This is a genomic window from Shewanella psychropiezotolerans (genome assembly GCF_007197555.1).
Lineage (GTDB): Bacteria > Pseudomonadota > Gammaproteobacteria > Enterobacterales > Shewanellaceae > Shewanella > Shewanella psychropiezotolerans.
Window position 1 is genome coordinate 4,240,698 of record NZ_CP041614.1, and the last position, 14,258, is coordinate 4,254,955.

The 14,258-nt window shown below is 45.7% G+C and carries 15 protein-coding genes; 6 read left to right on the forward strand and 9 right to left on the reverse strand.

The genetic code is table 11. The features are described from left to right. Positions 1 to 83 precede the first annotated feature (83 nt). Positions 84 to 725 (forward strand): LysR family transcriptional regulator, encoded by a 642-nt coding sequence (locus tag FM037_RS18700; RefSeq protein ID WP_407695605.1) that lies wholly within the window; start codon positions 84 to 86, stop codon positions 723 to 725. Then, positions 722 to 991 (forward strand): LysR substrate-binding domain-containing protein, encoded by a 270-nt coding sequence (locus FM037_RS30475; protein WP_407695606.1) that lies wholly within the window; start codon positions 722 to 724, stop codon positions 989 to 991. The genes FM037_RS18700 and FM037_RS30475 overlap by 4 nt, the downstream gene beginning before the upstream one ends. A 27-nt stretch (positions 992 to 1,018) precedes the next feature. Here the strand turns inward: FM037_RS30475 and FM037_RS18705 are convergent, their stop codons facing one another. From FM037_RS18705 to FM037_RS18735, 7 genes are all read right to left on the reverse strand, one after another. After that, a complete protein-coding gene (locus tag FM037_RS18705) occupies positions 1,019 to 1,831 on the reverse strand; it encodes a hypothetical protein (protein ID WP_144047224.1) in 813 nt (270 codons plus the stop codon). A 76-nt stretch (positions 1,832 to 1,907) separates the two neighbouring features. Beyond that, a complete protein-coding gene (ribA, locus tag FM037_RS18710) occupies positions 1,908 to 2,525 on the reverse strand; it encodes a GTP cyclohydrolase II (RefSeq protein WP_144047225.1) in 618 nt (205 codons plus the stop codon). A 341-nt stretch (positions 2,526 to 2,866) separates the two neighbouring features. After that, complete coding sequence (locus FM037_RS18715; protein ID WP_144047226.1) at positions 2,867 to 3,223, reverse strand: YibL family ribosome-associated protein; 357 nt, start codon at positions 3,221 to 3,223, stop codon at positions 2,867 to 2,869. Positions 3,224 to 3,336: 113 nt separating this feature from the next. Next, entirely contained in the window at positions 3,337 to 3,810 is a 474-nt protein-coding gene (nrdG, locus tag FM037_RS18720) for an anaerobic ribonucleoside-triphosphate reductase-activating protein (RefSeq protein WP_144047227.1), read from the reverse strand. A 94-nt stretch (positions 3,811 to 3,904) separates the two neighbouring features. Continuing rightward, the gene (gene nrdD / locus FM037_RS18725) at positions 3,905 to 6,022 is read right to left on the reverse strand and encodes an anaerobic ribonucleoside-triphosphate reductase (RefSeq protein WP_144047228.1); all 2,118 of its coding nucleotides are present in this window, start codon (positions 6,020 to 6,022) and stop codon (positions 3,905 to 3,907) included. Between the two features lie 303 nt (positions 6,023 to 6,325). Next, on the reverse strand, positions 6,326 to 7,072 hold the full coding sequence (locus FM037_RS18730) for a hypothetical protein (protein WP_144047229.1): 747 nt from the start codon (positions 7,070 to 7,072) through the stop codon (positions 6,326 to 6,328). Positions 7,073 to 7,188: 116 nt separating this feature from the next. After that, a complete protein-coding gene (locus FM037_RS18735) occupies positions 7,189 to 7,635 on the reverse strand; it encodes a MarR family winged helix-turn-helix transcriptional regulator (protein WP_144049040.1) in 447 nt (148 codons plus the stop codon). A gap of 225 nt (positions 7,636 to 7,860) precedes the next feature. Here FM037_RS18735 and FM037_RS18740 point away from each other — a divergent pair, with 225 nt between their 5' ends. Continuing rightward, a complete protein-coding gene (locus tag FM037_RS18740) occupies positions 7,861 to 8,859 on the forward strand; it encodes an NADP-dependent oxidoreductase (protein WP_144047230.1) in 999 nt (332 codons plus the stop codon). Between the two features lie 158 nt (positions 8,860 to 9,017). On the opposite strand, the gene rssA is transcribed toward FM037_RS18740, so the two are convergent. After that, positions 9,018 to 9,953, reverse strand: coding sequence for a patatin-like phospholipase RssA (gene rssA / locus FM037_RS18745; RefSeq protein ID WP_144047231.1), 936 nt, complete (start codon positions 9,951 to 9,953; stop codon positions 9,018 to 9,020). A 151-nt stretch (positions 9,954 to 10,104) separates the two neighbouring features. Further along, complete coding sequence (locus FM037_RS18750) at positions 10,105 to 11,202, reverse strand: OmpA family protein (protein WP_144047232.1); 1,098 nt, start codon at positions 11,200 to 11,202, stop codon at positions 10,105 to 10,107. A 328-nt stretch (positions 11,203 to 11,530) separates the two neighbouring features. Here FM037_RS18750 and FM037_RS18755 point away from each other — a divergent pair, with 328 nt between their 5' ends. From FM037_RS18755 to FM037_RS18765, 3 genes are all read left to right on the forward strand, one after another. Continuing rightward, positions 11,531 to 12,868 carry a DEAD/DEAH box helicase gene (locus FM037_RS18755; protein ID WP_144047233.1) on the forward strand — a complete coding sequence of 446 codons (1,338 nt, stop codon included), beginning with the start codon at positions 11,531 to 11,533 and terminating at the stop codon, positions 12,866 to 12,868. Positions 12,869 to 13,150: 282 nt separating this feature from the next. After that, positions 13,151 to 13,609: a DUF3010 family protein gene (locus FM037_RS18760; RefSeq protein ID WP_144047234.1), complete on the forward strand. Its 459-nt coding sequence runs from the start codon at positions 13,151 to 13,153 to the stop codon at positions 13,607 to 13,609. A gap of 89 nt (positions 13,610 to 13,698) precedes the next feature. Next, positions 13,699 to 14,208 carry a M48 family metallopeptidase gene (locus FM037_RS18765; RefSeq protein WP_144047235.1) on the forward strand — a complete coding sequence of 170 codons (510 nt, stop codon included), beginning with the start codon at positions 13,699 to 13,701 and terminating at the stop codon, positions 14,206 to 14,208. Positions 14,209 to 14,258 lie beyond the last annotated feature (50 nt).

Here is a 14,258-nt window from a genome sequence, read left to right on the forward strand (position 1 = left end):
CAAGGCACCATAAAGCAAAGCATTTTTGTCTTTTAGACAATAATGCTATTCTAGCTTTATCACACCAAAATGGAGATACACTCATGAGCATATTCACTCGGTTGCACTATTTTAACTGTGTCGTAGAAACCGGCAGCATCTCGAAAGCGAGTCGAATCTTCGATATTCAGCCCTCCTCCATCTCCCGCCAGTTGGTGGCATTGGAGAAAGAACTTGGCATTCGCCTACTCAATCGAAATACCCGTAATATAGGCTTAACCGAAGCAGGCTTAACCTATTATCAGTATTCTCAGCGTATCGTCTCCGAGCTCGATGAGGCTCACAGGGCGGTAAATGAGTTACAGCAAAACCCTAAGGGTCACTTGAAAGTCAGCATGACAGTTGGCTTCGGTGAAAGTTGTGTGCTGCCATTGATCCCAGCGTTTATACACCAATATCCGGAGGTGAAAATTGAGCTGGAATTAACCGAGCGTGTCATAGATATGGTGGAGGAGAATGTCGATATCGCCATACGCAGCGGTCACCTGCCGGACTCTAACTTGATCGCCCGCAAACTGACCGATAATAACTTCTTGCTCTGCTCGAGCCCTCAATACATTACCAATAATGGACTGCCACTATCAACAAACGACTTACATAAATTTGATTGTATAAGATATGGCTATGCCGGCTGGCGTGAATGGTTCGTTATGAAAACTAAGCCCCCCATACTTTTAAAAAATTGACCATTTCTGAAGGGCTCACGGTCAATTCTGTCAATGGTCAGAAACAACTATTATTGAACGATGCAGGTTTTGCCTTAATTCCACTGTGGGCAGTGAAAGATGAGTTGAAAAATGGCAGCTTAGTCCGAATACTGGAACAGGATCTATTTAGCCCCTGTGCTCCTTTGAGCTCGACCTATGCGCTCTACCTAAAGCGGGAATTAATTTCACCAAAAATTCGGGTATTTCTGGATTTTCTCAGAGATAAGCTAGACTCAGAAATCTAAATACTGAAACTAAGTGTAAGATAGAGCCTAGATAGGAAACTCAAAGATCAAACGCCATACCTTGACGCCATCACCGGCCCGGACACTGAGACCCAAGCGGTCAATTCCCATCCAATCCCAAAGGATTGGCTTAGAAAACGCTAAGGTTGCGCCCACTTCTAAACTATTCGACACCAAAACATCTTCACCAAATGGCGTAGCGAACCTGAGTTTATCGAAGTACCAATAACCAGCAGCAAACACCCTGGGCTCGACATCGACGCCTAACCAATCCCAGCGCCAATGAATATTTGTCCCTATATCGATACCAGATTGAAGTGCAGAATAGGTCTCACTCTGAGTCCCATCGAAGCTGGCATAGCCAGCGAAAAACAGTCGGTTAACCCAGACTGGTGCTGACTGCCTTAATTCAAGATCCAGTAAACTGGAGACACCTGCTGAATAGATAGCGACATTGGTACCTGAGGTAAAATTATTACCGTAGCCAAGATCTACATAGGTTTGAAATTCATGATCCTCTGAGGTACGGACACGATATTCAATGCCAGGGGTTATCGTCATGGTGCCGACGCTGGAGGGCAGGTCAGCCTCAGGAAGATCGCTCCATTTAAAATTGAAGAAGCCCAGCGATATAGGGGTGCGCAGGGTGAGAGATTCAGTATCATTCTTATAGAGTTCGAAACTGATGGGTATGTTAACCACAGTAGCATTCTGCCCTGAGGTTTTATAGATACCACTGCCTAGATAATTTGCAAACGCGTAATGGGTAAAATCTTCTTCAGCATAGACAGAAAAAGATCCAAGCAGTGTTAGCGCGATAAGAACTGATTTCAGAACCATATATAAGATATAGAAACTATATTATTAGTATGGCTCTGAATATAGCGACAGAATGAAGGAAAATCTACAACTGACGTTATTCTTTGCCTTCATCAGCAAAATGATATTCAGACATCAGATGGCCAAGTTCCGTTGACTTGGTCTTCAAATAGGACTCGTTATAGCGATTCTTGCCCACTTGTAGCGGAATACGCTCGACGACCTCTATGCCTAACTCTTTCATCGCTTTTACTTTGCGAGGATTGTTAGTCATTAATCTGACTTTCTGGACGCCAATCTTCTCCATCATGGGCAAGATCATATCGTACTTACGCATATCGGCGGCGAAACCCAGTTTTTCATTGGCTTCGACGGTATTGGCACCCTGATCTTGTAGCTCATAAGCTCTGATCTTATTGAGCAGACCTATGCCACGCCCCTCTTGACGAAGGTAAAGGAGAAAACCTTGACCCGCATCGGCAATATTTTGCATCGCAGTCTGCAGCTGAAAGCCACAATCACAGCGTAGGCTGAATAGAGCATCACCCGTTAAGCATTCTGAATGAATACGTCCAAGGATCGGGCTCTGGCTGTCCAGTTCGCCCAATGTCAGCGCAACATGCTCTTTTCCAGTCTCTGTATCTTCAAAACCGTGCATAGCAAATACGCCCCAAGGCGTCGGGAGTTTTGAAGAAGCGATATACTTGATCGACATGAAATAACCTTAAAGACTCTCTTTCCCTGAGATGACTATAATCAGAAAAAACAACGAGAATGACCTATGTCTAAAAACGACGGTTTTATAACCCACCCTTCCACTCTATCTTGCAGTGAAGGGAGGAATATTATCTGGTTTTACCAGTAAGTGAAATACCCTAGCATTTTAATCGGCTATTGATTCACCTAATACTAGCACTCCTCTCTCTTCAGATAGGAATGATACGCCTAATACTAGCACTCCACCTACATTAGGTAGGAATGATACGCCTGACGACGATAGAAAAACATGATATCGCTCACTAAAGAATAACCGTCTAACCGGAATAAATTAGATAATTAAAACTCTTTTGGTGCGAAGCCTGTGACCACCTTGATACCCATTTCACGCCCGAGTGCCGTCATAGGATGAACCACGACCAGCCCTTTTACGGATTTCTTAAGTTTACCCATGTCAGCCTGCTCAGCTTTCGTCAGAGGACGCTTGAATTTTAAGCTAACTACTGAGCCGCCTTGCTTACTCAACTCGCGGGTCTGTTGAGTCTTAGCGCTGGCAATACGCTTATTCACTGCGTTTATTTCCTGTCTAAATTGCAACATGATGCCTTTATCTCCGCGCTTTTCTGCAGCGGCTAATTTACGACGAAACTGTTCTAGCTTGTCGTTAAGTCCATGAAGCTCTTCTTTTAAATTCATGCTCGTGCCTTAAAAATATTCTGTAAAATGCAAAAACAGCCTCAATGCGCGGCTGTTTTTTAAATGATTTGAAACCTATGGCCGCCATTATAACAGTAACTGAATGAATACAGTTATCGCTTTTCTACCAGATTGTGAATTACCTGATTGCTGCTACCACGAAAAACCAGACTGACATCTGCATTCTCCTGCTCAAACTTGCCATCCACCAGCACATCGACATAATCTAGCACCCTCTTTTGCTCGGCGGATAACTCTGCTAACTTGTATCCGGTCCACAACCAAATATCTTTACCGGGACACTCACTTTTAACTCGCTTAACCAGGGCGAGTATCTCTGAGATGTTCTCAGGGTAGAGAGGATCTCCACCTGAGAGTGATAAGCCTCTGCGCTTAATCCGGCTATCTTTCAGATCGTTAATGACTCGCTGCTGCATCTGTAAGTCAAATCGATGGCCATGATCGGGGTTCCATGTGCTTTGATTATAGCAGCCACGGCATTGATGCTCACAGCCGGTGACAAATAGAGTCGCCCTCGTTCCAGGGCCATTGATAACATCTACAGGATAATATTGATGGTAGTTCATAGCACAATTCCAACCTGCCGAGTAAATAGAGAAGGCGCTACTGACTCTGTAACACCTTGCTTTTTATTACATATAAATAAGCGAAGCAGATTTATTAAAGGTGCTTTACCCGGCGCTTCACTTCTTCTTGCTTACCAAAGTTGAAGGGCCTCGCATCGGGACTGCCTAAGTAGCCACAGACTCTACGAGTCACAGAGACCCGACTCGGTTCATGATTACCACACTTAGGGCAGGTGAAGCCCTTGCTGGTACATTCAAACTCGCCAGTAAAGCCACAGTCATAACACTCATCGATAGGCGTATTGGTACCGTAATATGGCACTCGGCTATAACTGTAATCCCACACATCTTCCAATGCCTCGAGATTATTCTGCATATTCGGATATTCGCCGTAACAGATGAAACCGCCATTAGTTAATGCAGGGTAAGGCTGCTCAAAATCCAACTTGTCGTATGGATTAACTTGCTTTTCAACATCGAGATGAAAGCTATTGGTGTAATAGCCCTTCTGCGTCACTCCTTCGATCACGCCAAAGACCTGAGTGTCGAGCTTACAGAAACGGCTGCAGAGGTTTTCACTAGGTGTGCTGTAGAGACTGAAGGCATAGCTGGTCTCCTCTCGCCACTTGTTGGTCGCCGCTTTCATATACTCGATGACTTCAATGGCTTTTTGACGCAAGGTTTCACAATCATAAACATGCTTATCTGTGCCGTAGAGGGCATTGATCGTCTCATGTAATCCGATATAGCCCAGAGAAATCGAGGCGCGACCATTTTTGAAGATACTTGAGATATCATCATCGGCTCTAAGCCTGACTCCACAAGCCCCTTCCATATACAGGATTGGCGCCACACGCGCTTTCACGCCTTCTAAACGCTCAATTCTGGTATCCAGAGCCTTACGGGCGATGGCGAGACGCAGATCTAAGATGCGATAAAATTCCGCTTCATCGCCTTTGGCTTCCAGCGCAATCCTTGGTAGGTTCAGACTCACCACACCTAAGTTATTACGACCTTCGTGGATCAGCTCACCATCTTCTTCATAGGTCCCAAGGAAGCTGCGGCACCCCATAGGGGTCTTAAAAGAGCCGGTCACTTTCTCTACTTGCTCATAGTTGAGGATATCCGGATACATGCGGGTCGTGGCGCATTTAAGCGCAAGTTGCTTGATATCATAGTTACAGTCACCCGCCTTGTGATTAATACCATCGCGAATGGCAAAGACTAGCTTAGGGAATACTGCCGTCTTACGATTCTTACCCAGACCCGCAATACGAACCTTCATCATAGATGACTGAATGAGGCGAGACTCCCAGGAGGTGCCTAAACCGAAACCAAAGGTGACAAAGGGTGTCTGTCCATTGGCCGTATGTAAGGTATTGACCTCATACTCAAGAGACTGGAACGCATCATGGCACTCTTTTGTAGTCTGCGCGGTAGCGAAGGCTTTCGCATCTGTGATCCCCCAGTCCAACGCCAGCTGATACTGCTTGTCGTAACTCTTAGCAACAAAAGGAGCCAGGACTTCATCGATACGATTAATCGTGGTACCACCATAGATATGACTGGCTACCTGGGCGATGATCTGCGCCGTCACGGCCGTTGCTGTAGAGATAGATTTAGGCGTCTCAATCTCGGCGTTACCCATCTTGAAGCCCTTAGTCAACATGCCACTGAGATCGATCAGCATGCAGTTAAACATGGGGAAGAAAGGCGCATAATCGAGATCGTGATAATGGATCTCACCGGACTCATGAGCGGCAACCACATCTTTGGGTAAAATATGTCGGGTAGCATAATGTTTAGCCACGATACCCGCTAACAAGTCGCGCTGAGTCGGGATCACTTTAGCGTCTTTATTGGCATTTTCATTCATCAGAGCCGCATTGGTCTGATCGACTAAACCGCGGATCTCCTGGTTCAATCGACTGCTTGTTTCACGGTGCAGATCTCTATCATGACGATACTCGATATAGACGCGAGCGAGGGACTTATAAGGGCCTTCCATCAAGTGATTCTCGACCAAGTCCTGTAGCTCGTGAATATCTATCTCAGCATGTTCTGCCACACATTTAGCGACAGAGGAGGCAACACTCACGGCGTAACTCTTGTCTTCAATACCTGCCGAGTTCGCTGCAGCCACCACAGCGTCTCTAATCCTTGTTTCGTCAAAAGGCGTGCGGTAACCATCCCGCTTAATAACCACTGGCATTGTTCAATCTCTCCTCAAGTGACGTCGAAAATAACACCATATATAGTGCTAAATTAACCGTATAACACAATATGCTGTGTATTAAGCTACAAAGTCATAGAAAGAACATTGATCGAGATCATGATTTTGGGGATAGGTTTTAACAAGAAATTATTCCTGCCAACAAGACCACTTATTGATAAGAGTGGCCTTGACCTTAGGAATGAAGCAAGCTAGATGGACTGGCAGATAGAACAAATGAGAAAACGAAACAAAAGTATTCGAAAAAGTGGATAACACTGAAAAACTTACATGGTAAGAGTACTAAAATCTGCCGAGACTCAGGTAACTATTTACCATGCCGACCGCTTGTTGATTTTCTCCCATGGAGGATGCAAGCTGCATCACAGATTTAAGCCCCTGCCACTGCTCACGATCGCTCGATGACATCTGGGTATCACTCTTAAGATAAATATTCAATTGAGCCGATACCCGAGTCGCTTGCTGACCCACCTCTTTACTCTGTGCATTATCCATTTGATTAAGCACGCTCTCGGCATCATCGAGTAGGCTAATCAGGACACCTGTCATACCTTGGGTGTCGCCATTGGCGGTTAACTCTTCACGCTTATCTTGAATAAATGCTTTAAAATCATCGGGCTGACCTTGAACTTTTGGTAAGTCGAAGCCGCCTTCTGACAGACGATTCAGCTGGGTATCTGACAAGATCCCGTCTTGATGCAAGCGTTGGATAAGTTTTGGCAGATCGGCAGCAGAGAAGTCCCCCTTAGAGAAAAAGTCTTTCGCCATGGCTTCAATTTTTTGTGCCCTGGCAGCCCTAGGTGACAGAGACACCGATTCGTCTTTAATCCCATCCCTATTGAGCCCAGTCGCCGCCTCTTTCGATTGACTCAGGCTGACCTTATCACTGCTCGAGCCAGCTTCAGTCTGATGACTGTTAACACCATAACTGTCGGCCAGGCTGGTACTCTTCGCCCCGGCAGAATTGGCATTACCTCCGGCGATAGTCCCTGAGTTAATTTGGCTGGCAAGGCTAGTGATTGGATTCATTGTCAAAATACCGACATAAAAAAGAAATATGCAACTATTAAGCAGGAAACATGCCGTAAAATAAATTAAATGACAAATAATGAAGAGAAAACCATAAACATGCTGAATCTATCTCATTATTTCCTATTTAAGTCTTGAGTTAAGGTCATGCACATCTTCCTCAGAGACTCTATTTCAGGCTCAGAGAGGGTGACTTTATCGAGCAAGACTTGCTTGAGTGCTAATGCCTCTTGTTTCAACGAGAGCCCCTCATGAGTGGTTCTGATGACCTTCTTGCGCTCATCCTCGGCGTCGATGGCACGGATCAACAAGTCTTTGTTCTCTAACCGCTTGACTATGGGCGTCAAGGTGCCTAAATCCAGACGTGTCGCCTGAGACAGGTGAGTCAAACTGACACCATCATTTAACCAGAGCGCCTGCATCACCAGGTATTGTGGATAGGTTAAGCCACATTCATCCAGTAAGGGACGATAGGCACGCACTAGGGCATTACCTGCGGTATACAGGGCAAAACAGACGTTGTCCGACAGGCAACTGCTTGCTTGTGTATCGTTTGTGTTCATTTTTAAATGAAGATTATCGGTCACTATTCATACCTTAGGCGTTATTCAGCATTTTGCTTGATTAAGTTTACAAGATCGCTGGCAGTCATTGTACCCGCATCTACACTCTATATCTTAACGAATCTACACATTGAACTTTTAATTTGCGCGCAAACTAGTTGCGCGGTAAAAAGTTTAAGTGTAGAGTTTACCACAATTAATTAGCGCGCAAAGCAAAGAGGTTTTATGAACGCCAATCAGATCCTATTAGACTCTCGCCCAGAGGGTATGCCTACAGCAGATAATTTCAAACAGACATCGGTGGAGTTGCCGACTATCACCAACGGTGAATTTCTGGTTAAAAACCTGTGGATGTCGGTAGACCCTTATATGCGTGGTCGCATGATCGATAGAGAGAGCTATATTACACCATTTCAGATAGGCCAGGTACTGGAAGGCGGTTCGATAGGCGAAGTGATAGAGTCCAACAATCCCGAGTTCCCAATCGGCAGCAAAGTCAGTGCCATGCACGGCTGGCGTAGTCATTATGTCACCGATGGCAGCGATCATACTAGGCTCCCAAATACCCCAATGAGTGAATCTCACTTCCTCGGTGTCTTAGGTATGCCAGGCATGACGGCATGGACAGGCTTGACCCGAATCGCCGCCTTAAAAGAGGGAGACACCCTATTTGTTTCTGGTGCAGCGGGTGCAGTAGGCAGCGTCGTGTGCCAGCTCGGTATATTAATGGGAGCCAAGGTGGTGGCTTCCGTTGGTAGCGACGAGAAGGCCGCTCATCTGCGCGACTTAGGCGTCGATGCTGTGATTAACTACAAGACGACAAAGGATCTTAGCACTGCACTGAAACAGGCTGCCCCCCATGGTATAGATGTCTATTTTGAAAATGTCGGTGGCGAACATCTCACCGCCGCACTGAACAACATGAATGACCACGGCAGAATCGCCGTGTGCGGCATGATCTCTCAATACAATGATACGACGCCGACTCCAGGCCCGAATAACCTTGCCATGATCATCATCAAGAAGCTTAAAATTGAAGGCTTCATCGTATTCGAACACTGGGATCATTACCCTGAGTTTGCCAAACAGATGGGTCAATGGTTAGCGACGGGAGCTGTCAAGGCCGAGCAGACTATCTACCAAGGACTCGAGCAGGCACCCGCAGCCTTTATCGGCTTATTCGAAGGGAAGAACCGCGGTAAGATGGTAGTAAAACTAAGCTGATAGCATTTCGCTTATTTGAGAAGATGATAAATTGAAAGGGCCCGAATAGGCCCTTTCTGTATATGGATGTACTTATCTCTGGAGGCCAGAGAAGGCCTAAAAAGAGATTAATGTCCAGCATATTAATGGTTTTCTCTTAGTACTAATCAAGTACATATTTAGTACTTGCTTAGTACTGCTTCTATCTGATGTCTGGCATGTTTAACCGCCAACTCTCCCGCCGCTATGGCTTCTCCTGCACGATGAAATTCCATGGTGCCTATATCACCGAGATCCGGGATCAGGCAGATATCCGGTGGATCGCCCATGAGTCTGGCGCGTTTATGACGCTGCTCGAGAATATCCATAGATTGTGACATCACCGCCAACATGCCAGGATCTGAGCGGCTACCCTTGGTAAATTTTTCGCTAAGGTGGCTGACATATTCCCGGCCACGAGCAAGCAGATCCATAAAGCCAGTATCTTGATGCTCCTGTGCTCTGACACTCTCCTCAAGTGATGGCTTATTACAGGTCATGTCCACAGGTAAGACCTGCATACGACCACGACGCTGACCGTTAAGATCCACCGCGATGACCACATCGACGCCCATGGCTCTGCTGACAGATACGGGAACCGGATTGACCACGGCGCCATCCACCAGCCAACGTTCACCGACTTTCACCGGCGGTAATATGCCAGGCATAGAGCAGGAAGCGCGAATGGCATGACGAAGGTCTCCTTCCCTAAACCAAATCTCCTGGCCCGAATAGAGATCGGTAGCTACGGCGATCATGGGCTTATTGAGATCTTCTATCTGTAGATCGCCGATACGGCTCTGAATCACATCGAAGACCTTATCGCCTCCGATAAGCCCCCCTTTTCGCCAAGTCAGATCCATCAGGCCTAAGACGTCCCAGCTGGAGAAGCTTCTCACCCAGTGTTCAAGTTCCTCTAGCTGTTCATTGGCATAAGCAGCACCGACAAGCGCACCGATTGAGCAGCCTGACACCTTATCGGGATAGATCCCCATCTCGGCGAGTCCATTGAGCACGCCAATATGAGCCCACCCCTTAGCCGCACCACTGCCCAGTGCAATTCCAACTGTTGCCATTCATTCTCTCCAAGCCAATTCTTCTGGATATAAAAAAGCTGATATCAAAAACGATATAAAAAAGCCGATGCATCACCATCGGCTAATATTACACACTAAACGCGCTTATCCATAATAGGATAGGCAAGCATGAAGAATAATTAACACGCTATCATAGAGCCGACTCATCGCTGTCCTGGCTCACTGTTATCTCCGGGATGGTGATATATACCCGGCGGTTATTGGCTCTGTGCGCTTCGGTCATGTTATCGATCTCGGGATGGGTCTCACCTAAAGCCTCGATGCTAATCTGTATATCTCTCACCCCTAGCTCTTTGAGGTAACTGGCGACGGACTCGGCACGTCGTTTTGATAGCTTAAGGTTATAGTCTGAAGTGCCAACAGCATCGGTGTAGCCTTGAAGCACCACAGACGAGCTTGGGTATTGATTCAAATGCTCGGCAACTTCAACCAAGATATGCGTCTGCAAAGGCACTTGACTATCGAAATCGAAATGTACCGCTTGAATCACTGCGGCGATGACAATTGGGCTTGGTGCTATGACAACTTGCTCCACTGCAACTGGCGCAGGCTGAGTCACAGGCTTAGCCATTGACTTAGTCTGACCGAAACGATAGCTGAGCCCTAAACTGGTGAAGTGGATATTACTCCCCCCAAGCAGATCGCTGCCAACCGAGTCGAAATATTGATACTCAACACGCGCAACCCAAGACGGGGTGAACTTGTATTCCAAACCGATGCCGACCATGGGAGACCAGCCATTGTCACTGTTATATGAAAATGGGCCTGTGTTGTTACCATCCCATCTCAATGTACCCGCTTTGCCAAACAGGTCCAGGTTTTCGGTGAGTGGCAGATTGCCCTTCAATGAAAACTCCCAGCCTTTCATGGTGCCTATATACTCGTTAAACAGTCCACTCTCAGGGTAAACTGCCGACGCTTGACCAAAATCATTGTAACCGGTTTCAACGCCCCAATTGCGGTGAAATTGATAACCCGCAAACCCGCCCCAGGCAGAATCGTTGGCATCGCAATCGACAGCTTGAGCTTCGCAGGCATTTTGATAATTAACCCAGCCGCCTTTGGCACCAAGATAGAAGAAGCTGTCATCCTGTACTGTTAGGGGGTCGTTGCTTTTAACCTCGTTAGCTTGAGTCATGTCGTCTGCCATGACAAAAAATGAACTGCTTGCCAGAAGTGACAAGGCCGATATTTGAACAAGAGAGGAAGTGCGCTTCAACGAATACATTATCTAATCCTTTATCTAATCTTTTATCTGGTCCCTCTACCAGCGGACAAAGCGTTACTCAATACGTACCTGAGTATGAGAACACTAGGAGATTTTAAGCGTAAGCCATCAAAAAGACAAAGAAATTATAATCATCAAGCCAGTTTGGCCACTCATTATTTTTATCTGATGAGTAAAAGCCAAGCAAAAATAAACATTGATTACCTTGAGATATGCGCTTCGCTTCGCTTAAAGAGCATGCAAACCGATCACGATTTCGTGATGTTTATGGCCCCAGCAACTAAAGTCAGGTTATAATACGCAGTCGAATCAAACTTGGAGTACACCTTTGCAATTTACCGATTTTTCACTGGATAAACGTCTGTTAGATACGCTCGATCATATGGGCATTGAAACGCCTACAGAGATCCAGCAGCAGGCTATACCAGTAGGTCTGTCAGGAAAAGACCTGATGGCGTCATCAAAAACAGGCTCAGGTAAAACCTTAGCGTTTTTGTTACCGGCGATGCAGAGGATAATTTCGACTAGGGCATTGAGTAAAAGAGATCCTAGAGTGTTGATTTTATTGCCAACACGAGAACTTGCTAACCAGGTTTATGGCCAGCTTCGTTTGTTAGTCGCCAACACGCAATACAAGGCGATGAAGATATTGGGCGGTGAGAACTTTAACGACCAGGCAAAGTTACTCGCTCGTGACCCACACTTCGTGGTGGCGACTCCGGGTCGCTTGGCGGATCATCTCGCCCAGCACCATTTACATCTAAATGGTCTCGAACTGCTTATCTTAGATGAAGCCGACCGTATGTTAGATCTTGGTTTTGCCGAACAGCTAAAAGCGATTAACAAGGCCGCCGATCATAAACGTCGCCAAACCTTGATGTTTTCGGCCACCTTAGATCATGGTCAGATTAATGATATTGCCGCCGAATTACTTAAGTCTCCTGAGCATGTGGATGTCGGTGCAGGTAATATCGAAAACCTAGATATTACCCAACGTATCTATCTTGCGGATCACTTAGATCATAAAGAAGCCTTGCTCGACAGTATCTTAAACAATGAGACTCATAAGCAGATCATCATCTTCACCGCGACTCGTGAAGATACCGACAGATTGGCGACTAAATTAGCCGCATCCGGGCATAAGACCGCATCTCTGAGCGGTAACTTAAAGCAGAATGACCGCAATCAGATAATGGATCAATTTAGCCGCGGCCTGCAGAAAATATTAGTCACCACAGATATTGCATCACGAGGGCTAGATCTTCTCAATGTCTCTCTGGTGATTAACTTCGACATGCCAAAGTTTGCCGAAGAGTATGTCCACAGAATTGGTCGTACGGGTCGTGCCGGGGCTAAGGGTGATGCCATCTCTTTCGTCGGACCTAAAGATTGGCTCAGCTTCAAGCAAGTACAGGTATTCCTGCGTAAGACATTCAAACTCACGGTTATCGATGGTTTAGCCGCTAAATTCTCTGGTTTGAAAGATAAGCCAAAAACCAACAAGAGAACTAAGGCAACAAGCAAGAAAGCCACGGAAAACAAGGCCAAGCGTAAGGCAAAGACTAAACCTAAGAAGCAAGATAAGCGCTTCATCACAGGTATTGATGTCGGTGATGCTCCTATGCTAAGAAAGCCAAAATCAAAGCTTCAGGAAACACCAGAGTAAACTAAACAGTTATACCATTCCGAGTAAGTATCTGATAATTCAGCGGGAATTCAAAGCACTGTAGGCAAGGTGAATGTTTGAGGCTAATAGTTATTCTATATCGAGAAAATTAAACGTAGCATAAAGGGCTTTGAAACCCGCACTGCGTGAGTCTCTGAACTGAGCAGATACTTATATGGAATGGTATTAAATAGTCGCTAGATGCGTTTGGCGGCTGAGTATCAATTTACGATTATCAGCTAACGTAACATAGCGTGATCAAGAATATTTTTAAGGGTTAACATGAGAGTTTGTGGCGTAGAGTTAAAAGGCGGTGAAGCGGTAATTAGCCTGCTGAGCTATGAAGGTGAGACATTTAATATACCAGATTGTCGTCAGCAATCATTCATCATTTCACATTCGGAAGCTACCGAATCGATTCGTGATTTTCAATTCACTTTTAAGAAGCTAATGGAAGATTACCATGTCGATAAAATCGTGATCATTTCACGTGAGCAGAAAGGTAAACTGGCTGGTAGTGCCACTAGCTTCAAGGCCGAAGCCGCCATTCAGCTGCTCGACTTGCCAGTTATCTTGATTTCGCCAGTGACAGTCAAAGAGCGCCTGAAGCGAAACCCACCTCAGGTAGATTTCGAAGGTCTGGGGCTTAAACGATTCCAAAAGCCTGCATTTGATGCGGCATATGCTTACCATAATCAGCATATTTTTAATGTTTGGGGTGATGACCAATCAGACAGCTAAGTTTTTATGACTTAAGCTGCTAAGTAAATATGAGGGCTAAACGCCCTCTTTTTTATGCCTTTAAAAAACAACCTATATCAGATTAACTCATGGAAAATCAGCTTAAATACCTCAACGGTTACCGCCAAGAAATAAAAGATCAAGTGGCTAGCTTACTTGAAAATGGCAAACTTCAGTCTGTGCTGTTGAACCGTCATGGGGATATCCACAATATTCGCACCGACAAGGCCCTATACGATTACACCATAGCAATAAAGAACCGCTACCTGCGTAAGTCTCAGCCCCTGTCGAAAGTCCAATATGACGATAAAATATCCCTCAGTCATCAGGCATTGGGATTACACTCCTTTGTGTCCCGAGCTCAAGGCCGTAAGACTAAGGCAAAGAATGAAATTCGCATTTCATCCCGGTTAAAACGTGTCCCAGAATCTCTGCTAAGAATGGTAGTGGTGCACGAATTGGCGCACCTGAAAGAGAAAGATCACAACAAGGCTTTCTATCAACTCTGTTGTCATATGGAAGGAGATTACCATCAGTTGGAGTTTGATCTTAGGCTGCTACTGACCTTAGTCGAACACGATCAGAATCCCTATACCTAATAGACATCAAACATAGGACAAAAAAATATCAGCCATAGGCTGATATTTTT

Coding starts and splice junctions, on each gene's coding strand:
- FM037_RS18700 (WP_407695605.1), top strand. CDS start 84: ATGAGCATATTCACTCGGTTGCACTATTTTAACTGTGTCGTAGAAACC.
- FM037_RS18705 (WP_144047224.1), bottom strand. CDS start 1,831: ATGGTTCTGAAATCAGTTCTTATCGCGCTAACACTGCTTGGATCTTTT.
- ribA (WP_144047225.1), bottom strand. CDS start 2,525: ATGTCGATCAAGTATATCGCTTCTTCAAAACTCCCGACGCCTTGGGGC.
- FM037_RS18715 (WP_144047226.1), bottom strand. CDS start 3,223: ATGAATTTAAAAGAAGAGCTTCATGGACTTAACGACAAGCTAGAACAG.
- nrdG (WP_144047227.1), bottom strand. CDS start 3,810: ATGAACTACCATCAATATTATCCTGTAGATGTTATCAATGGCCCTGGA.
- nrdD (WP_144047228.1), bottom strand. CDS start 6,022: ATGCCAGTGGTTATTAAGCGGGATGGTTACCGCACGCCTTTTGACGAA.
- FM037_RS18730 (WP_144047229.1), bottom strand. CDS start 7,072: ATGAATCCAATCACTAGCCTTGCCAGCCAAATTAACTCAGGGACTATC.
- FM037_RS18735 (WP_144049040.1), bottom strand. CDS start 7,635: ATGAACACAAACGATACACAAGCAAGCAGTTGCCTGTCGGACAACGTC.
- FM037_RS18740 (WP_144047230.1), top strand. CDS start 7,861: ATGAACGCCAATCAGATCCTATTAGACTCTCGCCCAGAGGGTATGCCT.
- rssA (WP_144047231.1), bottom strand. CDS start 9,953: ATGGCAACAGTTGGAATTGCACTGGGCAGTGGTGCGGCTAAGGGGTGG.
- FM037_RS18750 (WP_144047232.1), bottom strand. CDS start 11,202: ATGTATTCGTTGAAGCGCACTTCCTCTCTTGTTCAAATATCGGCCTTG.
- FM037_RS18760 (WP_144047234.1), top strand. CDS start 13,151: ATGAGAGTTTGTGGCGTAGAGTTAAAAGGCGGTGAAGCGGTAATTAGC.
- FM037_RS18765 (WP_144047235.1), top strand. CDS start 13,699: ATGGAAAATCAGCTTAAATACCTCAACGGTTACCGCCAAGAAATAAAA.